The 21,787-nt window shown below is 64.6% G+C and carries 22 protein-coding genes; 9 read left to right on the top strand and 13 right to left on the bottom strand.

Going from position 1 to position 21,787, the window contains the following annotated elements; genetic code table 11:
* Positions 1 to 163 precede the first annotated feature (163 nt).
* The 11 genes from CK219_RS12170 to CK219_RS12220 form a co-directional block, all read right to left on the bottom strand.
* Positions 164 to 1,129 (bottom strand): small ribosomal subunit Rsm22 family protein, encoded by a 966-nt coding sequence (locus CK219_RS12170; RefSeq protein WP_095766997.1) that lies wholly within the window; start codon positions 1,127 to 1,129, stop codon positions 164 to 166.
* A 1-nt stretch (position 1,130) separates the two neighbouring features.
* The gene (locus CK219_RS12175) at positions 1,131 to 1,454 is read right to left on the bottom strand and encodes a YnfA family protein (protein WP_095766998.1); all 324 of its coding nucleotides are present in this window, start codon (positions 1,452 to 1,454) and stop codon (positions 1,131 to 1,133) included.
* Between the two features lie 68 nt (positions 1,455 to 1,522).
* Positions 1,523 to 2,809, bottom strand: a complete 1,287-nt coding sequence (locus CK219_RS12180; protein ID WP_095766999.1) for a cyclopropane-fatty-acyl-phospholipid synthase family protein — start codon at positions 2,807 to 2,809, stop codon at positions 1,523 to 1,525.
* A 245-nt stretch (positions 2,810 to 3,054) separates the two neighbouring features.
* Positions 3,055 to 3,639 (bottom strand): 50S ribosomal protein L9, encoded by a 585-nt coding sequence (gene rplI / locus CK219_RS12185; protein ID WP_095767000.1) that lies wholly within the window; start codon positions 3,637 to 3,639, stop codon positions 3,055 to 3,057.
* A gap of 217 nt (positions 3,640 to 3,856) precedes the next feature.
* The gene (gene rpsR / locus CK219_RS12190) at positions 3,857 to 4,105 is read right to left on the bottom strand and encodes a 30S ribosomal protein S18 (protein ID WP_006203718.1); all 249 of its coding nucleotides are present in this window, start codon (positions 4,103 to 4,105) and stop codon (positions 3,857 to 3,859) included.
* A complete protein-coding gene (rpsF, locus tag CK219_RS12195; protein ID WP_095767001.1) occupies positions 4,105 to 4,590 on the bottom strand; it encodes a 30S ribosomal protein S6 in 486 nt (161 codons plus the stop codon). The genes rpsR and rpsF overlap by 1 nt, the downstream gene beginning before the upstream one ends.
* A gap of 358 nt (positions 4,591 to 4,948) precedes the next feature.
* The gene (locus tag CK219_RS12200) at positions 4,949 to 6,070 is read right to left on the bottom strand and encodes an ABC transporter permease (RefSeq protein WP_095767002.1); all 1,122 of its coding nucleotides are present in this window, start codon (positions 6,068 to 6,070) and stop codon (positions 4,949 to 4,951) included.
* Positions 6,071 to 6,073: 3 nt separating this feature from the next.
* Complete coding sequence (locus CK219_RS12205; protein ID WP_095767003.1) at positions 6,074 to 6,787, bottom strand: ABC transporter ATP-binding protein; 714 nt, start codon at positions 6,785 to 6,787, stop codon at positions 6,074 to 6,076.
* A gap of 16 nt (positions 6,788 to 6,803) precedes the next feature.
* Positions 6,804 to 7,379, bottom strand: coding sequence for an ABC transporter substrate-binding protein (locus CK219_RS12210; RefSeq protein ID WP_176476996.1), 576 nt, complete (start codon positions 7,377 to 7,379; stop codon positions 6,804 to 6,806).
* Positions 7,380 to 7,414: 35 nt separating this feature from the next.
* Positions 7,415 to 8,644: a sulfotransferase gene (locus tag CK219_RS12215; protein ID WP_095767005.1), complete on the bottom strand. Its 1,230-nt coding sequence runs from the start codon at positions 8,642 to 8,644 to the stop codon at positions 7,415 to 7,417.
* Positions 8,644 to 10,236 carry a type III polyketide synthase gene (locus CK219_RS12220; RefSeq protein ID WP_348628333.1) on the bottom strand — a complete coding sequence of 531 codons (1,593 nt, stop codon included), beginning with the start codon at positions 10,234 to 10,236 and terminating at the stop codon, positions 8,644 to 8,646. Before CK219_RS12220 ends, CK219_RS12215 begins: the two co-directional genes overlap by 1 nt.
* Here CK219_RS12220 and CK219_RS12225 point away from each other — a divergent pair.
* Entirely contained in the window at positions 10,138 to 10,701 is a 564-nt protein-coding gene (locus CK219_RS12225; RefSeq protein WP_348628334.1) for a class I SAM-dependent methyltransferase, read from the top strand. The genes CK219_RS12220 and CK219_RS12225 overlap by 99 nt on opposite strands.
* Positions 10,698 to 11,870 (top strand): NAD(P)/FAD-dependent oxidoreductase, encoded by a 1,173-nt coding sequence (locus CK219_RS12230; RefSeq protein WP_095767006.1) that lies wholly within the window; start codon positions 10,698 to 10,700, stop codon positions 11,868 to 11,870. Before CK219_RS12225 ends, CK219_RS12230 begins: the two co-directional genes overlap by 4 nt.
* A gap of 202 nt (positions 11,871 to 12,072) precedes the next feature.
* On the opposite strand, the gene CK219_RS12235 is transcribed toward CK219_RS12230, so the two are convergent.
* Complete coding sequence (locus CK219_RS12235; RefSeq protein WP_095767007.1) at positions 12,073 to 13,998, bottom strand: LTA synthase family protein; 1,926 nt, start codon at positions 13,996 to 13,998, stop codon at positions 12,073 to 12,075.
* Positions 13,999 to 14,274: 276 nt separating this feature from the next.
* Here CK219_RS12235 and fabD point away from each other — a divergent pair, with 276 nt between their 5' ends.
* The 7 genes from fabD (at position 14,275) to gmk (ending at position 21,249) form a co-directional block, all read left to right on the top strand.
* The gene (gene fabD / locus CK219_RS12240) at positions 14,275 to 15,228 is read left to right on the top strand and encodes an ACP S-malonyltransferase (RefSeq protein ID WP_095767008.1); all 954 of its coding nucleotides are present in this window, start codon (positions 14,275 to 14,277) and stop codon (positions 15,226 to 15,228) included.
* 302 nt (positions 15,229 to 15,530) lie between these two features.
* The gene (gene fabG, locus CK219_RS12245) at positions 15,531 to 16,268 is read left to right on the top strand and encodes a 3-oxoacyl-[acyl-carrier-protein] reductase (protein WP_095767009.1); all 738 of its coding nucleotides are present in this window, start codon (positions 15,531 to 15,533) and stop codon (positions 16,266 to 16,268) included.
* A gap of 198 nt (positions 16,269 to 16,466) precedes the next feature.
* Positions 16,467 to 16,703 (top strand): acyl carrier protein, encoded by a 237-nt coding sequence (locus CK219_RS12250; RefSeq protein ID WP_006203723.1) that lies wholly within the window; start codon positions 16,467 to 16,469, stop codon positions 16,701 to 16,703.
* A gap of 34 nt (positions 16,704 to 16,737) precedes the next feature.
* Positions 16,738 to 18,000: a beta-ketoacyl-ACP synthase II gene (gene fabF, locus CK219_RS12255; RefSeq protein WP_095767010.1), complete on the top strand. Its 1,263-nt coding sequence runs from the start codon at positions 16,738 to 16,740 to the stop codon at positions 17,998 to 18,000.
* A gap of 241 nt (positions 18,001 to 18,241) precedes the next feature.
* Complete coding sequence (gene mltG, locus CK219_RS12260) at positions 18,242 to 19,432, top strand: endolytic transglycosylase MltG (protein WP_245340461.1); 1,191 nt, start codon at positions 18,242 to 18,244, stop codon at positions 19,430 to 19,432.
* Between the two features lie 247 nt (positions 19,433 to 19,679).
* Positions 19,680 to 20,570 carry a YicC/YloC family endoribonuclease gene (locus CK219_RS12265; RefSeq protein WP_095767012.1) on the top strand — a complete coding sequence of 297 codons (891 nt, stop codon included), beginning with the start codon at positions 19,680 to 19,682 and terminating at the stop codon, positions 20,568 to 20,570.
* A 4-nt stretch (positions 20,571 to 20,574) separates the two neighbouring features.
* The gene (gmk, locus tag CK219_RS12270) at positions 20,575 to 21,249 is read left to right on the top strand and encodes a guanylate kinase (RefSeq protein ID WP_095767013.1); all 675 of its coding nucleotides are present in this window, start codon (positions 20,575 to 20,577) and stop codon (positions 21,247 to 21,249) included.
* 185 nt (positions 21,250 to 21,434) lie between these two features.
* Here gmk and CK219_RS12275 read toward each other — a convergent pair whose 3' ends face one another.
* The gene (locus tag CK219_RS12275; RefSeq protein ID WP_095767014.1) at positions 21,435 to 21,728 is read right to left on the bottom strand and encodes a DUF1330 domain-containing protein; all 294 of its coding nucleotides are present in this window, start codon (positions 21,726 to 21,728) and stop codon (positions 21,435 to 21,437) included.
* Positions 21,729 to 21,787: the final 59 nt, after the last annotated feature.

Raw genomic sequence — 21,787 nt, forward strand, 5'->3', positions numbered from 1 at the left:
GCCTCATTCTTCGCGCAACGGCACGGAATGGATCCTCGGGTCTGCGCGCCGCTTCGCGTCGCTCCGCCCGTGGATGACGAAGTTCGCGCGCGTCGGCTGATCTCCAAAGTAGCGACGGGCATCGACGATACGTCTTCTCCCGATTTCATCGGCCTACGCTGCCTCAGTCCACCGCATCGCCCCAGTCAGCCCGTCGCGCCGCCTTGAACAACTCGCCGTCGCGCTTGCTGAACAGGCGCTCGCCGGCGCTGCCGTCCGGTTGGCAGAGTTTTAGCACCACCTTGCCGGAGCCCCCCTTTGGCGGCGCGATCACCCGCGCCGAATGCGCAGGCGCGGGCTGCCGGGAGGCGGCGAGGTAGATGTACTTCTCGTCCTCCCATGGCACCTCGGCCTCCTTGACCAGGCGATGCAGGCGCGACCGGGCGAGGCGGCGCGCGAAATGGCACCAGTCGGGCGGAGCAAGCGGGCATGGCGCCGCGTGCGGGCAGGGTGCGGAAACATGCGCGCCGGCCGCAATCAGTTGGCGGCGCGCGGCAAGGATGCGCTGCCAGCCGGCGGGCGTGCCAGGCTCGACGATGAGCAATGTGTCGACCGTGAGCTGCCAGAGGCGACCGACGAGCTTCGGCAGCGATAAAGGCACGATCTCGTCCAGCACATAGGCGGCGCTGACGAGGTCGGCGGGCTTGATGTCGTCGAGATCGATGGTGGCGTCGCCGGCGATCCATTCGGCGCGGGCGGCGATCGTGCCGGCCGCAAGCGACTGCCCGACCTTGCGTACCGCGGCGCTTGCTTCGACCAGAACCGCCTGTTCCAACTCCGGCCAGGCGTCTGACGTGGCCCACAGCATGGTGCCAGGCCCGGCGCCGACATCGAGCAGGCTCGCCGGCCGGAAGTCGGGGCGAACCTCGATCAAGGCATCGAGGCTGGCGCGCACGGCGGCATAGGTGGCGGGCAGCCGCGTCGCCAGATAGGCCTTGACGGCCATGTCTTCGCCCATATGCAGGCGGCCGTCGCGCAGCTCGGCGCGGTAGCGCTCCGAGAGCGTCCGCGCCGCCTGCTTCAGCGCCGGCAATGGTACCTTCTCCAAGAGGCTGTCGACGCCTTGCCGGAGCGGGGCGGGCAGTTCCATCTCAGGCTCCCCTTGGAGCGAGCAGGATGACCGAGGCGCCGACGATGCAGAGCGCAGCGCCGGCCAGATCCCAGCGGTCGGGACGCACGCCTTCGACCAGCCATAGCCAGCCGAGCGACGCGGCGATGTAGATGCCGCCATAAGCGGCGTAGGCGCGGCCCGCCGCATCCGTGCCGACCAGCGACAGCAGCGACGCGAACAGCGCCAGCAAGATGAGGCCAGGGAGAAGCCAGAGCGCCGACTTCTCCAGCCGCCACCACGCCCAGAACGAAAAGCAGCCGGCGATCTCGGCAAGAGCGGCTGCGGTGTAGATGAGGTAGGTCATGAAAAAAGGTCTCGCGAACGAGACCTTTTTCGTGGCGTCAGGCCGCAATGGCAAGCGGCATTGCGCGGCTACCCCACCTTCTTGCGGCGGGTCGGCTTGGAGGGCGCCGGCGCCGCCGGCTCCTGGTGGCCGATATCGCGCAGCTCCAGCGCCTTCTCGCATTTGGCCATGTAGTCGCGCGTCATCGGCAGCGTGTCGTTCTTCTTGGCGATCTGGAACTGGAAGATCACCAGGTCCTGCCAGCGGAAGGCGGCCTCGGAAGCGGCGAGATAGAACTCCCACATGCGGCAGAAGCGCTCGTCATAGATCGCTTTCGCCTTGTCGCGGTTGGCGGCGAAGCGCTCGCCCCAATGCTTGAGCGTATCGGCGTAATGCAGCCGCAGGATTTCGATATCGGTGACGACGAGGCCCGACTTCTCGATCGCCGGCATCACCTCCGACATCGCCGGGATGTAGCCGCCCGGGAAAATGTATTTGCGGACGAAGGCGCTGGTCGCCCACGGCACGCCGGAACGGCCGATGGTATGGAGCAGCATCACGCCGTCGGGCTTGAGCAGCGTCGCGGCCTTGTCGAAGAAGGTGCGGTAGTGATTGACGCCGACATGCTCGAACATGCCGACCGAGACGATGCGGTCGAAACGTTCGTTGATGTGGCGATAATCCTTGAGTTCGAAATGCACGCGGTCCTGCAGGCCCTGCGCATGCGCGCGGTCGGTGGCGACGCCATGCTGTTCGGTGGAGAGGGTGACGCCCTGCACATCGACGTCGAAGACCTTGGCGAGATAGAGGCCCAGCCCGCCCCAGCCGGAGCCGATGTCGAGCACCGTCTGGCCGGCCTTGAGCCGCAGCTTGGCGGCGATGTGGCGCTTCTTGGCAAGCTGCGCCTCGTCGAGCGTCATGTCGGGCTGTTCGAAATAGGCGCAGGAATACTGCATGTCCTCGTCGAGGAAGAGCTTGTAGAGCTCGCCCGAGAGATCGTAGTGGCGTTCGACGTTGCGGCGCGAGCGCGCGGCGGTGTTGATCTGCTGCAGCCGGCGGAAGGCGTGGCGCAGCCCCTCGATCGCCTTCGACCAGGTTACGTCGATGCCGCTCGATCCCATGTTCTGGAACGCGATGCGCATCAGGCCGAGAACGCCGCCCTCGATCACGTCGAGCTCGCCGTCCATGTAGGCTTCGGGCACCGCCAGCATCGGATCGAAGGTGATGGCGCGCTCGGCATGCGTGGTCTTGATGTGGATATGCACCGGCTCGCCGCTGCCGTCGCCGAACTTGTGCGTCGCGCCCTTCGGTCCGGTCACCTTGAGGTCGCCGGCGCGCACCAGGCGTTCGAGAACGTGTTTCAACAGGATATTCATGACCAAATGTCCCCTCAGTCGGATCACCCGGTAATCGGACTGGAATGCCAGATCGAAAATGCCACGGCGCCTCGCCCGCGTCCAATCGACGCGCCACGCTGTAATGTGCACAAGATATGGGGTGTCGAAAAGTTCCTTTTGGCACAAAAAAGCCCGGGTCAAAGACCCGGGCGTTGGTCCAGAAATCCTGGACGTCTGCGAGCCGAAGCGACGCTTCGGAGGATGTGCCAAATCAGGTCCGGAGATCAGGCGTTCTCTTCGCCGCCTTCGAATTCGGCGTTCGGGTCGAAGAAATTCTCCGGCCGGGCGTTGTCGTTGATGTCCTCGCCATAGATGGCTTCGGCGGTGGTCAGCGTCTCGCCCTTGGCCTGGCGCTCCGCCTCGTCGGCCGAACGGGCGACGTTGAGCGTCACGGTGACCTCGACTTCCGGATGCAGCGCGATCGCCACGTTGGAGAGGCCGATGGTCTTGATTGGCTGGTTGAGCTCGACCTGGTTGCGGTTGACGGTGAAGCCTTCGGCGATCAGCAGATCGGCGATGTCGCGGGTCGACACCGAGCCGTAGAGCTGACCGGTCTCGCCGGCCGAGCGCACCACGATGAAGCTCTTGCCGTCGAGCTTCTCGGCGACCTGCGCGGCCTCCGACTTACGCTCCAGGTTGCGGGCTTCGAGCTGGGCGCGCTGGCCCTCGAACTTCTTCTTGTTGGCTTCGTTGGCGCGCAGCGCCTTGCCCTGCGGCAGCAGGAAATTGCGGGCGAACCCGTCCTTGACCTTGACGGTCTCGCCCATCTGGCCGAGGCGGGAAATGCGCTCGAGGAGAATGACTTCCATGGTTTCGTTCCTTCGGTTGGCGCCGGCCGGAAGGCTGGCGCAATGATCTGGAACAGGTCAGGAAGCTCTTTGCGGCGCTCGCCGCTCTTGTCGCTGTCCTGCCTGTCCTGGCAGTTAGAGGCCATCCGGCCCCAACTCGGGATTTGATTTGAACCGCGGCGCCCGTCGCCGTGGGTGGGGATGCGGGCGCCAAGCGCCCGCATCGAAGTTTCAGGCCTCAGCGAACCACATAGGGCAGCAGGCCGAGGAAGCGGGCGCGCTTGATCGCCTTGGCGAGCTCGCGCTGCTTCTTCTGGCTGACGGCGGTGATGCGCGAGGGCACGATCTTGCCGCGTTCGGAAATGTAGCGCTGCAGGAGACGCACGTCCTTGTAGTCGATCTTGGGCGCGTTGGCGCCGGAGAACGGGCAGGTCTTGCGGCGGCGGTGGAAGGGGCGCCGGGTCGGGATCTGGTTGATGTCGACCATTATTCTGCACCTCCTTCAACGCCTTCGCGCGGACGGCGCGGGCCACGGTCGCCGCCGTCACGGTCGCCGAACGAACGCGGGCCGCGGTCACCGCGGTCGCGGTCGCCGAACGAACGCGGGCCACGGTCGCGGTCGCCGAAGCCGCCGCGCTCGGAGCGCTCTTCGCGCTTCTGCATCATCGCCGAGGCGCCTTCCTCATGCGCTTCCACCTTGATGGTGAGGAAGCGAAGGACGTCTTCCGACAGGCCCATCTGGCGCTCCATTTCGTTGAGCGCGGCCGGCGGGCAGGTGATGTCCATCAGCGTGTAGTAAGCCTTCCGGTTCTTCTTGACCCGGTAGGTGAGGGACTTCAGTCCCCAGTTCTCGATCCGGCCGACCGATCCGCCATTCGCCGTGATGACGCCCTTGTACTGTTCGACAAGCGCATCAACCTGCTGTTGCGACAGGTCCTGCCGGGCAAGAAACACATGTTCGTAAAGAGCCATTATGTTTAAGTGCCTTTCTTCGTTTCTCTCACCGGCCCTCGCGGCTAAGCCTCTGCAACTTGTCTGACCCGATCGCGAAAGAGCGGGGAAGAAAGGAGCATCACGAGACGGTCGAGAGCGGAGACACGGGAGGCTGGAAGCCCTTCCGGCTTCGTGTCGCGACCTTCGAAAAGGCCGCGGCCCTCCGTTCAGCCCCCAGCAAGGACCGGCAGATTGCGCGGGTCTATATAGCAATTCGCCAGGAAGGCAAGGCCCGGCCGCGTCGCCGATGCCGCGGACCTGCGAAGCGGCCGTTTCGTTTACACGACAGATCGATGCTTTTGCTGGCACCGGAGCGCTGCCCGGCCGACACGGCAAGTCAGATCCTGCGGAGCGCTTCAGCGGGGAGAAGGCGCGTGGCGCGCCAAGCCGGGTAGAGTGCGCCGAGCGGCCCGGCGATGAAGACGAAGATCAGCGCCTGGGCGATCGACCAGCCTGACAGATAGGGCACGATCAGCCCCGCCGCGACCCTTGTCTTCGCCGCCGCTTCCATGGTCAGGGCGCCGAGAACGATGCCGATAACGCCGCCGGCTGCGCTCATGAAGACGCCTTCGATGAGGATGAGCCGAAGAATCCGCCGCGGCGCCCAGCCAAGCGCCGCCAGAACACCAATCTCGAACGTCCGTTCGTTCACGGCCATCAGCAGCGTGTTGGCGACCGCAACCGAGGCCATCGCCATGACGACCAGCGAAATCGTGCGGGCGATCGCCCGAAGCAGATCGAAGATGCGGATGCTGTTGGCGAACTGCTCGGTGTCGACGACCACGAATCCCGGGGCGGCTGCAACGAGCCGGGTTCGGGCAGCGGCGATGCCGTCGGCGTCGAGCGGGCGCTTCAGTCTTACCTCGAACAAGGTAAAGGCGTCCTCCCGCGACAGGAGCTGCTGCAGCCCCTCGAGCGGAACGATGGCGCTGTTCTGGTTCAGCATGGACGAGAACGACGCGATGCCGACGATCCGATAGGGCTGGAACTGCAGCTCGACGGTATCGCCGACCCGCTTGTCCAATGCGCCGGCGATCGATTGGCCAAGGATCACCGGCCACTGGTCCCCCGGCACAGGGAGCCGCCCCGCCACGAGCGGCACGTCTTTCCACAGGAAGCTGCCGCTTGGCCAGCCGGCCATGACGATATTGGCGTCCTCGTCGGCGGTGGTGATGTTGAGGAGAACGCCCGACACCGCCTCGACATTCGGCACCGCCGAAAGCGCCGGGCCGAGCGCTCTGGGCACGGTGCTGCTCACCAAATTGAAGGTGCTGCGCTGGCTAACCACCAGATCCGCGCCGTTCTCGTCGATTCCCGACGCAAATGAGCGCTGGACGCCGGCGGTCAGGCCGGTAAGCGCCACGAAGCCGGCGACCGCCAAGGCGATGCCGAGCACCGTGAGCAAAGTGCGCAGCGGACGTGCGATGAGACCGCGCAAGGGCAGGGTCAGCTCCGTCATGGGCTAGCCGATCCGCGATGCCGGTGCGGGCGCTGAGATTGCCGCCGCCCGGCTGTCCGAGCGGATGCGGCCATCCGAGATCTCGACCCGGCGTCCGCACAACGCGGCCACGTCCTCGTCATGGGTCACCACGATTACTGCGGTCCCGAACTCGCGATGCGCATTGCCGATGATGTCCATGACGGATTGGCTTGTCTGCACGTCGAGGCTTCCTGTCGGCTCGTCGGCAAGAAGAAGCTTCGGACGGTTGGCCAGCGCCCGCGCAATTGCAAGGCGCTGGCGCTCGCCGCCGGAAAGCTCGGCCGGCCGCAGCGCAGCGCGATCGGCAAGACCGAAATGCGCCAGAAGTTCCAGCGCGCGAGCGCGACGCTGCTGCGCTCCGCCGAGGTTTCCTAGCAGAGCCACCTCGATGTTCTCGCGCGCCGACAAAGAGGGGAGCAGGCAGAAGTTCTGGAAGACGATGCCGATCCTGCTGGCCCGGACCGCTGCCCACGCAGCGCTTCCATTGACGGCCCGCCCTTCGAACCGAACTTCGCCGCGGGTCGGCCGGTCGAGCCCGCAGACCAGGTTCAGGGTCGTCGATTTGCCGCTGCCGCTGCGGCCGACAATCGCGACGGTCTCGTCATTCCCGATTGCGAGTGACACGTCGTCGACGGCGACGATGCGGCCGCCGTCAAAATCGCGGCCGACATTGCTCAATTCGACGAGGGAGGACATGAGCGCCAGCGAGGAATCATACCCGGCCTTTCCTGAGATCGACGACAAGCGCGGGGATCGAGCCGCCATTGCCGGCGAGGATCTGGCCGATGCGGTCCCGCTGCCGCACGGTCACCGACCCGCCGTCGACAAAGACATCGCCGATACACAGTTGCCCGCGGCAGCGGCGGACACGCCAGTCCACGGACGTCGGGCCGCGGAGCTGCCGGCGGAATTCGCTGCGCACCAGTATGTCGCCGTTGGCCAGGGTCTTTGTGCCGAGCACGGTGAAAGTCTTGTCCTGCGTCCGTTCCAGCTTGTCGGCCAGCCCGTGTGCGATGGCATAAAGAAGCGCATCGACCACCGCGGCGCGGTCGCCCGCGCTCGCGCTGCGCCAGCGCGTCCCGAGCACGGCCTGGGCAATTCCCTTTCCGTCGAAGGCCGCTGAGATCGAGCGGAGCTGCGCCTCGGCGGGCCCGCCGTGCCCGAGCACGAGCGCCGCCTGGCGCACGGTCTCAACCAGCTTGATCGCATCGCCTTGCTCGTCGGCAACCGCCGAGATCGGCGGGGCGCAGATGCTGAGCAACAGAGGGACGAGCAACAGCCGGGCCAAACCTGCCCAGCTTGCGTATGACCATGGGCCCGCCGTCATGATGCCATGTCATCCAATGCGCGGTTGGCTGTCAATATTGACCGTCCGGGAGGCAGCGCAGGCACATGCCCGAAATTGGAAGCGAGCGGTTCGAGGCGGGCTAGGCGCGCTTTCTGCCCTTCCGTCAGGTCGGGATGGCGGTTGCGCGGCTGTTTGCCGAACGTCGCGGCGACTTGCAGCATGCGCTCCTCGCAGCCTTGGGAGAATGGCAGGCCCAGTTCGCGGTAGATCCGCTTCATCTCGCCCGTCGGATCGGCAATCAGATCCTGTAGCCGCACCTCGGCGAGGTCGGCGGCTGGAATCCGGGTTCTATCAGCCAGATAGTGCATTTCCGTCGCGAGATATTCGCTGGCGATGATCTCTTCCTGCTCGTGCTCGGGCAGCGGCGGCTGCAGGGCGAACGCACGCTGCAACTCGCGCGTCAGAACAAGGTTGGACCGGAACACCGCTTCCGGCGGACGCGAGATGTGGACAAACTTGGCGCCAGGGAACAGCTCCAAAAGGTGGCGGACGCGCGCCGTGTGGCTCGGCGACTTGAGCAGAAGTCGCCGCCCTCCGGCAACGAGCGTGAGCTTCTGCACGAAAGCGAGCTGATGTGAGCGCCAGCGGTTCAGCTCTTGCGCCGAAAGCGAGTCGAGATCCTGATACCGATTGAAGAAGGCTTGCCGGCGGGGAAGCACGGCGCGTCCCGCCAGGATCGACATTCCACCCAGATTGTTCAATGCGAAGTCGTCCTCCGCCGGCAGCCTGGCGCCAACCGGCACGACCGCGTCGAGGCGCGTCAACGGCAGCAAGGGCACGAAAAGATAGCGCAGCAGGGCCCAGCCAAGAACGAATGTCTGAGGCGCCAGGACCTGCGGCCAGCCCGGCGATCTCAGGTCCGGGTCCGCCGACAGCAGGTTCTGCAAAAAAGTCGTCCCGGAGCGGAAGTAGCCAAGAACGAACACAGGCGCGTTATCCGGTTCCATCCGGGGAGGTCGCAGCCGCAGCCATGCCCCAAGGATCACGCGCTCCGGCAGGGAGGCGATCGTGTTGATGCCCGAAATCAGGAACAGGAGCATCAGGCGCGGCCAATAAACGGGAGGCAGCCGGCCTTCCGCACGCCATAGGACCCGCAACACGGCGTCAAGAGGTGCCACACACATGAAGTGCGGATACGGCAGGTAGGGCACCAGCCAACGGGCTGCGAAAGCACGGACGCGGTGCCGGATGGCGTTCGACTTCATCAGGCAGTCCGGAACATCATGGTCTCGGTGGTCAATCCCGGCCCGAACGCCATGCCGCAGCCGAGCAAGCCCGACGGCTCCTTCAGCATTTCGGCCATCGCGAACATTACGGTGGCCGACGACATGTTGCCGTATTGCCGGAGCACTTCGCGCGATGCGGCGAGCGCGGCCGGCTTCAGTTCGAGTGCCCGCTCGACCGCGTCGAGCACCGAGCGGCCGCCGGGATGGACCGCCCACAAATCAATCTCCTTGGCGGGCCTGCCGCCGAGGATGGCCGGATGCTCGTTGCGCAGCGTCTCACGGACGGCACCGGGAACCTGCCCGGACAGCACCATGTCAAAGCCGTCGTCGCGGATATTCCAGCTCATCAGCTCCTTGCGCTCCGCCGCCACGATCGCGTGGAAGCTTTCGAGCAGGATGCCGTGCGGCTCGGCTGTCACCAGCGAGGCCGCGCAACCGTCGCCCCATAGACAGAACGAGATCAGCTTCTCGAGCTCCGTGGCCTCCTTGAAATGCAGCGTGCACAATTCGATGTTGACGATCAGCACGCGGGCCTTCGGATCCGATCGCACGATGTGGCGCGACAGCTTCAAGGCGTTGATGGCGGCATAGCATCCCATGAAGCCGATGATGGTGCGCTCGACCGACGTCGACAGGCCGCATCGCTGCACCAGCTCGAGGTCGATGCCGGGCGCCGAAAAGCCGGTGCAGCTCGTCACGATCAAATGCGTGATCAGCGAGCGGTCGTCGTTGGCCAGAAGTCTGTCGACGGCCCTTTGCGCGAGCTCCGGTGCGGCGGCTTCGTACATCCGCATACGCATTGCGGTGCTGGCGAACGAGCCTCTGACCGAGGTGCCGTCGCGGTCGATTGCCCCGCCGCGCGGATCGTCGGCAGGCGCAAAGCAGGAATAGCGATGTTCGATCCCGGCCAGAGCGACCATTCGCTCGAAGAGCGCAAGGCGCTGCGCGTCGTTTTCAAGCAGCGAGGCTCCATAGCCGAGGAAGAACCGATGCACGTCATGTTCGGGGACACACGTGGCAATGCCGTTCAGATACGCTTGAGGGGACAAAATAGCTCCGAGCATGAGCGCAATCGGGCTCATAAGGTCTGCGAATTGGAGAAGCGTTCCTAAGGTAAACGCCTGCATAGAGCATTTTATTGCGCGGTGCCGATATTTCTCATTAGCAAACTGTGATATCAGCCTCCGATGTCGCATGAAGGGACCGACTTTCTTCGGTATCCGGGTGGGTTCAAATGCGGGTTCCGCGACCAGCAGCGCGCTGCCATGAAGGAACGACCCGAATTCTATTTGCCGGGTTGCCGGCTGAAGTCTAGATTTCCGATCCATCGCATGACCGACATAGACATCCGGCATCTGGAGCCAGAACTCCTCGACGGCCTCCCGGCTGACGATCCCCGTGCGATTGCATCCCGTCGCGATCTCGTTCGCATCAATGCATTGATGTTCCAGGCCAGGATCATGGCATCGCTGATGCGGCAAAACGTGCAAAAGCCGCCGCTGCGCATCCTCGAAATAGGCGCCGGCGACGGAAAGTTCATGCTGGCGGTGGCGCGGCTGATGGCGCGCCATTGGCCCGACGTCGAGATCGTCATGGTCGACAGGATCGGCTTGATAGGCGAGGACTTGCGCAGCTCTTTCGCTGAATTGGGCTGGCGGGCGCAGCCCGTGACTGCGGATCTGTTCGATTGGACCCAGGACAGGCCCTTCGACCTTGTTTGCGCCAACCTTATCCTCCACCACTTCGACGACATGCGTCTGCAGGAGCTGTTTTCTCGGATGATGACGATGGCCCCGATGCTCGTCGCCACGGAGCCGTTGAGAGCCAAGGTGCCGCTTGTGGCGACACGGTTTCTGCGATTGATCGGCGCCTGTGCGGTAACGCTGAATGATGCAGCGCAAAGTGTGCGCGCCGGTTTTCGTGGCACGGAACTTTCACAATTGTGGCAACTGTCAGGTGGAACGCCCGTGATGGAGGGCCGCAGAGGCCTGTTTACGCAAGGTTTTGTTGGCGCGAGCACGCTCGATACGAAATGATGCACGACGCAATTGTCATCGGTGCCGGTCCTGCCGGAAGTTCCACCGCCATTGCACTCGCCCAACATGGTTGGTCGGTGGCAATGGTGGAGAAGGTGGCATTTCCTCGCCGCAAGGTCTGCGGCGAATTCATGTCGGGCACCAGCCTTGCCTTGCTCGATCAGCTGGGCGTCGGCGAGAGCTGGCGCGCGGAAGCCGGCCCCGAGATAAGGCGCGTCGGGTTCTTTTCGGGCGATGTCTCGGCGCAGGCGCGAATGCCGAGCGCCAAGACGGGTCTCGGCCGCGCGCTCGGCCGCGATCGTCTGGACACCATCCTGCTGCAGGCTGCCGAACGTGCGGGTGTCGAGATCCTCCAGCCTTGCAAGGCAGTCGCCATCTGCCGGCGCGATGACTTGCAATTTCTGACTGTGGAATCCGACCAGCAACAGAAGCTGCTCAGCACACCCGTCATCATTGCCGCGCACGGATCCTGGGAAACCGGGAAACTTCCGAGCCAACTTGAAAGAACCAGCCAACCCTCCGACCTTTTCGGCTTCAAGGCGCATTTTACCGGCGCCGCGCTGGCGCCCGATCTGATGCCGCTGCTGGTATTCCCAGGCGGATATGGCGGGATGGTAACTGCGGACAATGGTCGGGTTTCAATCTCCTGCTGTATCCGCCGCGATGTTCTATCCGGGCTGCGCCGGCGCTTTGGGAATATTGCGGCGGCGGATGCGGTGTCGCGCCACGTCCTGGCCTCGTGCCGAGGCGTGCGAACTGCGCTGGCAGGTGCCGAATTGGATGGCCCATGGCTGGCTGCGGGACCGATTCATCCGGGCATCCGGGCCGGTTACGATCAGGGCATCTTCCGTGTCGGCAACATCGCGGGCGAGTCGCATCCTGTCATCGCCGAAGGGATTTCGATGGCGCTGCAATCGGGCTGGCTGCTTGCGCGAGAACTGATCGTATCGGGCAAACGTCGCGAGGACCGCGACGCCGCCGGGCATCGCTACGAACGCGAATGGCGTCGGCAATTCTCGACCCGTCTGCGTGCCGCGGCCTTGATTGCCAAAATAGCGCTTGGGCCAGGTGGCGCGTCGGCCATGCGCGCCGTGATCAAGAATTTTCCGGCCGCTTTGACGCTTGGCGCTCGGCTGAGTGGAAAGGTCCAGCCCGTTCCAGGCTTTTGACGTCTAGCGCGTTCACCGTTTCACGGAAACGGCGAAACGCCCTATCTCCTTGTTTTTTACGCAATTTCGGACGGAAAACCGCTCACACTTTTCCTGGAATTGCTCTAAATCGCAGCGACGAAATCTTTCCAAGGCCCGGCATCGGAGCATCGTTTCCCGCCACGGACCGGGATAGCCGCGATCGGCTGTGACCGCGGTCAGCTCAGCTTGTATGCGCGACCAGCCTGTTCACCGTCTCGGGGAAGAAATCGGGCGCCGAGAGCCGCTTGCCGAACATCATGTCGTATTGGATGAGCCGGAAATCGTTGATCTTCGGATCGATCTGCTTCTGCCTCGCCCAATCCGGCGTTGCTTCGCCCACGGGCGACAGGAGCAGGTTGCGGTCGACCACTCGGTAGTGTTCGCGCAGCGCGCCGAGGAAGCCGGTGTAATAGGGGTGGCTGATGCCTGCCGTGGTCAGGATATGATAGGGCAGGAAGGCCGGGCTCACCGAGCCGATGTTCTCGACCGGACCGGAGCGGTTCGACCAGATAACCAAAGGCGTATCGTGGTGTTCGAGCGCGGCGACCGCCGGCTCCTTGCGCGGCGCGACATTGTCCTTGAGGAAGCCGGTCTCGACATAGACGGGTCCGAGCGGCGGCAGATGGTCGCCGAAGAAGGCGATGATGGTCGGCCGCTGGCGGGCCTTCGCCCAGTCGATCAGGCGCTGCAGGCCGCGGTCGGCGTCGGCCGACCCCTCGGCATAGGAAAGCAGCGATTCCCGCGCCCAGGAACTGATCGGCGCGTCGATCGAATGCGTCGGGTTGTAGTAGCGGTAGGGCTCGTAAGGACCGTGGTTCTGCAGGCTGACGGCGAACAGGAACACCGGATCGTCGCTGGTGTCGGCCTCGCGGATGATCTCGTCGGTCATCGCCGCGTCGGAAGCCAGCGGCCCGCGCTTTTCCATCGGCGGCAGCGTCTCTTCGGAGCGGAAGTCGTTGAAGCCGAAATCGGCATAGACGGCGCCGCGGTTCCAGAACCAGTTGGTGCCGGGATGGATGGCGCGCGCCCGGTAACCCTGGCTCTTCAGGAAGGTCGCCAGCGACGGGGTCGGGGTGCGCACATATTGCTGATAGGGGATCGAGCCGGCCGGCAGGAAGGCGTTGGAAAAGCCGGTCAGCGCCTCGAACTCAATATTGGCGGTCATGCCGCCGAACTCGGGCGAGAACATCGAGCCGGAGCGCAACGCCCTGACCGTCGGGATCGGGTCGGGCTTGATGGTGACGCCGGGCAGGTGCGTCGGATCCCAGAAGGATTCGCTCATCACCACCACGATATCCGGCTTCTCGTCCGGCATGGAAGCGGCGGCGTCGGGGCGCTGGATCGCGGCCATCGTCTTCTCGGAATAGCCGGGCGGCGCCGCGACATGCGCCATCGGCACGTTCATCGCGAAGGCCAGCGCAAAGCCGTTGGAGGCGTAGTTCTCCTTCTGGTCCCACATGATCGGGATGATCTGCAGCCGGTCGCGCGTCCACGAGAAGGTGGCGTAGTCCATGATCGAGACGAAGAAGGCGAGCAGCGGCACGGCAAGCGCCAGCCGCGCCAGGCGGCCCTTGCGGCTGAGGATGGGTACTCGCCGGCGCCAGGTCCGCCAGCCGTAGACGAGCAGCGTCAGACCGCCGACGATGCCGACCGCCAGCATGACGGCCGTCCACGGGCGCTCGCGCACCAGGAGCGGCATCAGCGCCATGATCTGGCGGGCGAACAGGAAATCCGTGGGATAGAGCGGGTCGCCGAGGTAACGCGATTTCTGGTGGCCGACAAAGGCCAGCGCCAGCGTCAGCGGCGCCACGATCATCAGGCTCTGGTGGCTTCGGCCGAGTATGGCGTCCAGCCCGAGCAGCACCAGGGCGAAGACGATGATGGTGGTCCAGCCGGGCTTGAAGGGCTGCATGAAGAAATCGACTGTGCCGAAGAAATCGCCGCGTACGATCAGCTCGATCGCGAAGACGAGCAGGGCTGAGGCAAGAAGCGTCGACAGGCCGTAGCGTACGGTCGGCCAGGCTCGTCCCGGCAGATAGCCGGTGGACGGATCGTCTTCCAAAAATTGCGGCGCGGGTTTGGCCGCGCCTTTCCTGATCCTTGCCACTTTGCTTCCCCGGCCCTTGTCACGCGTCTTCCACTCGCGTCACGCCACTGTCATCGAAATGTCACGCAAAGCTAGCGCCTGTGGCGGAAATAAGAAGAGCCAGCAAACTAAACGTGAGCGGTTTTCATCAGGTGTGATCAAGTAAAAGGCCTTTTGGAACAGGCAGTCAGCAGGATTTCCGACCGAAATGCAGGCCGAAGAGACGCCTGCGGGCTTGACTTGGCTGTCCGCCTTGCGCCAGAGGCAGACAAAACCAGCCTCTGGAGAGACCTCAAAATGGCCGTCGCATTCACCTTTCCGGGACAGGGCAGCCAGGCCGTCGGCATGGGCAAGGACCTCGCCGATGCATTCCCCGAAGCGCGTCGCGTCTTCGAGGAAGTGGACGCAGCGCTCGGCGAAAAACTGTCGAAACTCATCTGGGAAGGGCCGGAAGAGACGCTGACGCTGACCGCCAATGCCCAGCCGGCGCTGATGGCGGTGTCGCTGGCGGCGATGCGCGCGCTCGAAGCGCGCGGCTTCTCGCTGAAGGACAAGGTGGCTTATGTCGCCGGCCATTCGCTTGGTGAATATTCCGCGCTTGCTGCGGCCGGCTTCGTTTCGGTCGGCGACGCGGCGCGGCTGCTTCGGACCCGCGGCAACGCCATGCAGGCGGCGGTGCCGGCCGGCGAGGGCGCCATGGCCGCGATCATCGGGCTGGAACAGGCCGACGTCGAGGCCGCTTGCGCCGAGGCAGCTCGCGAGGTCGGCAACGGCTCCGTCTGCCAGATCGCCAACGACAATGGCGGCGGCCAGCTGGTGATCTCCGGCGCCAGGCCGGCGGTCGAGCTGGCGGCGAAGCTGTGCACCGAAAAAGGCGCCAAGCGGGCGCTGATGCTGCAGGTTTCCGCCCCCTTTCATTCGGCGCTGATGACGCCTGCCGCCGACATCATGCGCGAGGCGCTGGCCGGTGTCGCGAAATCCGCGCCGGTGGTTCCGATCGTCTCGAACGTCACCGTAACCCCGACCAGCGACCCCGATGAGATCGTCCGCCGCCTGGTCGAGCAGGTGGTCGCCCGCGTACGTTGGCGAGAGACGGTGGAATGGTTTGGCGCCAACGGCGTCGCGAGCCTCTATGAAGTCGGCGCAGGCAAGGTGCTGTCGGGCCTGGCGCGCCGCATCAACCGCGACATCGCCACCGGCGCCGTGGGCACGGCGGCGGAAGTCGAGGCCGCGCTGGCGGCTTTGGGGTGAGGCCCCGTTTTCGTCATTCTAGGGCGGAGCAAGGAGCGAAGCGACGCAGCGAAGACCCTAGAATCCATGCCGTGACTTGGAAGTGCCGCCGCGGTGCAGAATTCTGCTCCGTTGCATCCTTCGGCCAATGTCACGGCATGGATCCTCGGGTCTACGCGTCCGCTTCGCTCCCGCTCCGCCCGTGGATGACGACGGGAAGGAGGCCTTCGCCAATGTCCGACGCTTGTCTAGCGTGACTTGGACGATATGACGTATACGGAACGCGACTGCTTGCAGCCGTCTGGAAAAATGAGGTTGAAGATATGTTCGAACTGACCGGCCGGAAGGCGCTCGTCACCGGCGCATCGGGAGGCATCGGCGAGGCGATCGCCAGGGTGCTGCACAGCCAGGGCGCGATCGTCGGCCTGCACGGAACCCGTGTGGAGAAGCTGGAAGCCTTGGCGGGCGAATTGGGCGACCGCGTAAAACTGTTTCCGGCGGACCTGACGAACCGCGACGCGGTCAAGGCGCTCGGCCAGAAAGCGGAGGCCGATCTCGAGGGTGTCGACATCCTGGTCAACAATGCCGGCATCACTAAGGACGGCCTGTTCGTGCGCATGTCGGACGCCGACTGGGATTCGGTGATCGAGGTCAACCTCACTGCCGTGTTCCGGCTGACCCGCGAGCTGACGCATCCGATGATGCGCCGCCGCCATGGCCGCATCATCAACATCACCTCGGTGGTCGGCGTCACCGGCAATCCCGGCCAGACCAATTACTGCGCCTCCAAGGCAGGCATGATCGGCTTTTCCAAGTCGCTGGCGCAGGAGATCGCCACCCGCAACATCACCGTCAACTGCGTCGCCCCGGGCTTCATCGAATCGGCCATGACCGACAAGCTCAACGACAAGCAGAAAGAGACGATCATGGCCGCGATCCCGACCCGGCGCATGGGCACCGGCGTTGAAGTGGCGTCCGCCGTCGCTTATCTCGCCTCCAACGAGGCGGCCTATGTCACCGGCCAGACCATTCACGTCAACGGCGGCATGGCAATGATCTGAGGCAGGGCGGGCGCCTGTGAAAACAGCCATTTCGGCTTGGACGCCCGTCATTTTTCGTGTAATGCGGCCCGCAACCCGGCGGTTCGGGCAAAAACCGGTCCTGTGGCGTTGCGTTGCCCGCAAGACCATCTTTCAGCTTGATTAGCGGCATTCCGCCCGCTAACGAAGATAGACAACCTAAGACGAGGATTGCCCCAAATGAGTGACACCGCAGAGCGCGTCAAGAAGATCGTCATCGAGCATCTCGGCGTCGATGCCGACAAGGTGACGGAGCAGGCGAGCTTCATCGACGATCTGGGCGCGGACAGCCTCGACACGGTTGAACTCGTCATGGCGTTCGAAGAAGAGTTCGGCGTCGAGATTCCGGACGATGCGGCCGAGACCATCCTCACCGTCGGCGACGCCGTCAAGTACATCGACAAGGCCTCGGCCTGAGTTCTTTCGCAGGCATAACCGGGGAGGACCTGCGATGAGGCGTGTCGTCGTCACGGGCCTTGGCCTGCTTTCGCCGTTCGGCATGGGCGTCGAGCATAGCTGGCGGGAATTGCTCTCCGGCCGCAGCGCCTGTCGGCGTGTCACCGAATTCGAGGTGGACGATCTTGCCTGCAAGATCGCCCACATCATTCCGCGCGGCGACGGCTCGAACGGCACCTTCAATCCGGAGGCTGTGCTCGAGCCGAAGGAACTGCGCAAGATCGGCGAGTTCATCCTCTACGGCATCGCGGCCGCCGACGAGGCGCTGGCCGATTCCGGCTGGAAGCCTGAGACACATGAGGACCAGTGCGCCACCGGCGTTCTGATCGGCTCCGGCATCGGCGGCATCGACGGCATCGCCGAGAACGCGATGATCCTGAAGGAACGCGGCCCGCGCCGCATCAGCCCCTTCTTCATCCCCGGACAGATCATCAATCTGGTCTCGGGCCAGGTTTCCATCCGCCACGGCCTGAAGGGCCCGAACCATGCGGTGGTCACTGCCTGCTCGACCGGCGCGCACGCCATTGGCGACGCCGCCCGGCTGATCATGTGGGGCGATGCCGATGTGATGCTGGCCGGCGGCGCCGAGGCGCCGGTCACCCGGCTGTCGATTGCCGGCTTCGCCGCCTGCCGGGCGCTCTCCACCGAGCGCAATGACAGCCCCGAAACAGCTTCGCGTCCTTATGATCGCGACCGCGACGGCTTCGTCATGGGCGAGGGCGCGGGCGTCGTCGTCCTGGAAGAGCTGGAGCATGCCAAGGCCCGCGGTGCCAAGATTTATGCCGAGGTCACCGGCTATGGCCTGACCGGCGATGCCCACCATATTACCGCGCCGGCCGAAGATGGCGATGGCGCCTTCCGCTGCATGATGGCGGCGCTGAACCGGGCGAAACTCTCGCCGGCCGACGTCGACTACATCAACGCGCACGGTACCTCGACCATGGCCGACACGATCGAGCTCGGCGCCGTCGAGCGGCTGGTCGGCAATGCCGCCTCGAAGATCTCGATGTCGTCGACCAAGTCGTCGATCGGCCATCTGCTGGGCGCCGCGGGTGCCGCGGAAGCGATTTTCTCGATCCTCGCCATCCGCGACAACGTCGCGCCGGCAACCATCAATCTCGACAATCCGGAACGCGAGACGGCGATCGATCTCGTGCCGAACAAGCCGCGCCAGCGTCAGATCGATGTCGCGCTGTCGAATTCCTTCGGCTTCGGCGGCACCAACGCCTCGCTCGTGTTCCAGCGCTACAATGGCTGAAAGGCCAACGGGAGCAATCCCGGAAAGAGTGCTCAGCGCTTTCCGCCCTGGGATTGCTCAGAAAAAGACAACCAGCCGGCAGTCCCGCCACCTGCCGTCATTTTTGCCAAATTCTCCCCTAGTTTGTAGCTAGGGGATTCGTTGCAAGATCAGACGGTAGGGCGCCATGAGCACAAATCCTGGGAGCACAAATCCGGGCGGCGACGGGGATTTCGCACGGCAGGGCACAAAGGTGCCGATCATGCCGAAGACTGCGGCCGAGGCGTTGCGCCCGGAAGCCGGCACGCCGCCGCCGTCGAAGCGCTCGCGCGCTTCGCGCAGCCAGTTCGTCGTGTTCCTGAACTTCTTCCTCTCCATGGTTATCCTTGCGGTCATCGCCTCGGGTGCGGCGCTCTATTTCGGCATGCAGGCTTTCGTCGAGCCCGGCCCGTCCGCCAATGGCGACACCTTCATGATCAAGCCGAACACCGGCGTGCAGGAGATCGCGGACCAGCTGGAACGCCGCAGCCTGATCAGCGATGCCCGCATCTTCCGGCTCGGCGTGCGCGCCACGGGCAATGAATCGGCGCTCAAGGCCGGCGAATATGCCATCAAGCCGCGCGCCTCGATGCGCGACATCATGGAGCTCTTCAAGAGCGGCAAGTCGGTGATGTACTCGCTTACCATTCCTGAAGGGCTGACGGTCGAGCAGGCGCTGCAGCGCGTCGCCGATCAGGAGGCGCTCACCGGCGACATGCCGCGTACCTTGCCGCCGGAAGGTACCATCGCCACCGACACGCTGCGCTTCACCCGCGGCGCCACCAGGCAGCAAATGGTCGACAAGCTGGTCGCCGACCAGAAGAAGCTGGTCGAGGATGTCTGGTCGCATCGCGCGGCCGACCTGCCGATCGCCAACATCGACGACTTCGTCACGCTCGCCTCGATCGTCGAGAAGGAAACGGGCAGAAGCGACGAGCGCTCCCGCGTCGCCGCGGTGTTCCTCAACCGCCTGGCCAAGGGCATGCGGCTGCAATCCGACCCGACCATCATCTACGGCCTGTTCGGCGGCAAGGGAAAGCCGGCGGACCGGCCGATCTACCAGTCCGACCTCGACAAGCAGACGCCCTACAACACCTACATGATCAAGGGCCTGCCGCCGACGCCGATCGCCAATCCGGGCCGAGCGGCGCTTGAAGCGGTCGCCAATCCGTCCAAGACCGACGACCTCTATTTCGTCGCCGACGGCAATGGCGGCCATGTCTTCGCGGCAACGCTGGAAGAGCACAACCAGAACGTCGCCCGTTACCGGGCGCTGCAGAAGAAGCAGGCTGATGCCGCCGCCAAGGCCTCGGGCCAGACGACGGCGCCGGCAGCCCCCGATGGCAACGCCGACAGCAGCGACGCCGGGGCCAATGGCGAGAATGGCGACGCCGGCGGCGACGACGCGCAATAGGCGCAATGCATGTCGCCCAAAAGTGCGCAGCGGTTTTGGGAAGACGACATGCATCGAAACTCACTGCATGTCGCCCAAAAGTGCGCCAGCGGTTTTGGGAAACGACATGCACCACGCAGAAGAACGCGTCCTTTGACGCGAGGCCATATTCATGTTTTGAGGGGACGCCGGCCGATCATCCGGCGATTTTTGGGCGCGCAGCGCTGGGCAACGCATGCCTTGGCTGCGACAGGGGGACGACAGGGCAATGAGCCTGCAAAGCATGACCGGTTTTGCGCGGTGCGCCGCTGAAAGCGAGGGCACCTCGATAGCCTGGGAGGTGAAATCGGTGAACGGCAAGAGCGCCGAGGTGAGGCTGAGATTGCCGCAGGGTTTCGACCGGCTGGAGACGGCCGTCCGGCAGACCGTTCAGAAGCGTTTCGCGCGCGGCAATTTCCAGGCGACGTTGACCGTCGGCCGCGCCGCCGCAAGGCAAATCCAGCCGGTGGTCAACGAGGCGTTCCTCAAGGACCTGGCAGGGCTGGCCAGGCGTTTGCAAGAGCAGTTCGGCACCGAGCCCGCCACCGCCGACGGCCTGCTCTCCCTGCGCGGTGTGCTCGACATTCCCGAAGCCGTGGAGACGGAGGAGGAGCGGGCCACTCTCGACGCCGCGATTCTGTCTGCGCTCGAGATGGCGCTCGCCGGGCTGGAGCAGGCGCGCCGCAGCGAGGGCGCGGCGCTGGGCGCGCTTCTTGCCGGCCATGTCGATATCATCGAGGCGCTGACGCTGAAGGCCGAGGCCGATCCCTCGCGCGAGCCCGCGGCAATCCGCGAGCGTATCGCCGAGCAGGTGCGCCTCTTGACGGATGCTTCGGCCAATCTCGACGCCATCCGGCTGCACCAAGAAGCGGCCTTCCTCGCCAGCAAGGCCGACATCCGCGAGGAGATCGACAGGTTGAAGACGCATGTCGCTTCGGCGCGCGCCCTGCTTAAAAGCGGCGCCGCCGTTGGCCGCAAGCTCGATTTTCTGGCACAGGAATTCAATCGCGAATCGAATACCTTATGCTCCAAGTCGAACGCTGCCGCGGTCACCGCGATCGGGCTGGAGCTCAAGGCGGTGGTCGACCAGTTTCGCGAGCAGGTCCAGAATCTGGAGTGACGGGATGGTTGCCAAGGAGCCGACGGCCGCCAGGGATCTGGGGTCCCGCATCCGCCGCCGCGGATTGATGCTGGTGCTGTCGTCGCCGTCGGGCGCCGGCAAGTCGACCATCGCGCGCAATCTTCTCGAAAGCGATGGAAGTCTCGAGCTTTCGGTCTCCGTCACGACAAGGCCGCGCCGCGGTTCGGAGATCGAGGGCGTCCACTATCACTTCCGCACCATGCGCGAATTCGAGCGGCTGCGCGATTCCGATGCGCTGCTGGAATGGGCCGAAGTGCACGGCAATTGCTATGCCACGCCGCGCGAGCCGGCCGAAATCGCGCTGGCCGAAGGCCGCGACATGCTGTTCGATATCGACTGGCAGGGCGCCCAGCAGCTCAAGGAGAAGATGCGCGCCGACATCGTCTCGATCTTCATCCTGCCGCCGTCGATGAAGGAATTGAAGGCGCGCCTGAAGCGCCGCGCCGAGGACCAGGAATCGGTCATCGAGACCAGGCTGAAGAACGCCCGCCTTGAGATCGAGCATTGGAAGGAATACGATTTCGTCATCGTCAACGACGATCTCGACCGCGCCTTCGCCGAGGTCCGCGCCATCGTCACGGCGGAGCGGCTTCGCCGAGACAGGCGGCCTGGGCTGTTCGACTTCATTTCGGGATTGCTGGACGAGAAGACGGGGTGATCTTTCCTTCTCGCCGCTTACGGGGGGAAGGTGGCCGAAGGGTCGGATGAGGGGCAGCGCCGGCCTGCGGCGGTACAAAAAGCAAAAGTGAACCAGACCTCTATTTGCGACCCGTTGCCGCCCGTTTCTCGGCAAAAAGCACCTCAGCTTGATCGTGCGCGGCCGTTTTCGGGCAATTCGCCGCGTCACGAACTGATCCCGTCGATCAGAATGAGGTTGCGGCTAAGCGCAGCGTCGCGAACCTCAAGTGCGGCCGCGTAATCGCCGGAGTGATACCAGCGCCGCGCGGTCTCGATGTCGGGAAACTCGACGACGATGAGCGGCCCGGGTTTCCAACTCCCCTCCAGTGTCTCCACCTCGCCGCCACGAACGAGATAGCGTCCGCCATGCGCGGCGATGGAGGCCGCGGCGCGAGTTCGGTAGGTTTCGAACGCCTCCCTGTCGCGGATAGTGACATCGGAAATGACATAGGCAGGCATTGCAGGCTCCGGCTGGTTTCGCCTGACTATCTATGGCGCCGGGTTCTGGATTCCAGTGA

Origin of the sequence: Mesorhizobium sp. WSM4313 (genome assembly GCF_002294725.1) — a bacterium.
Lineage (GTDB): Bacteria > Pseudomonadota > Alphaproteobacteria > Rhizobiales > Rhizobiaceae > Mesorhizobium.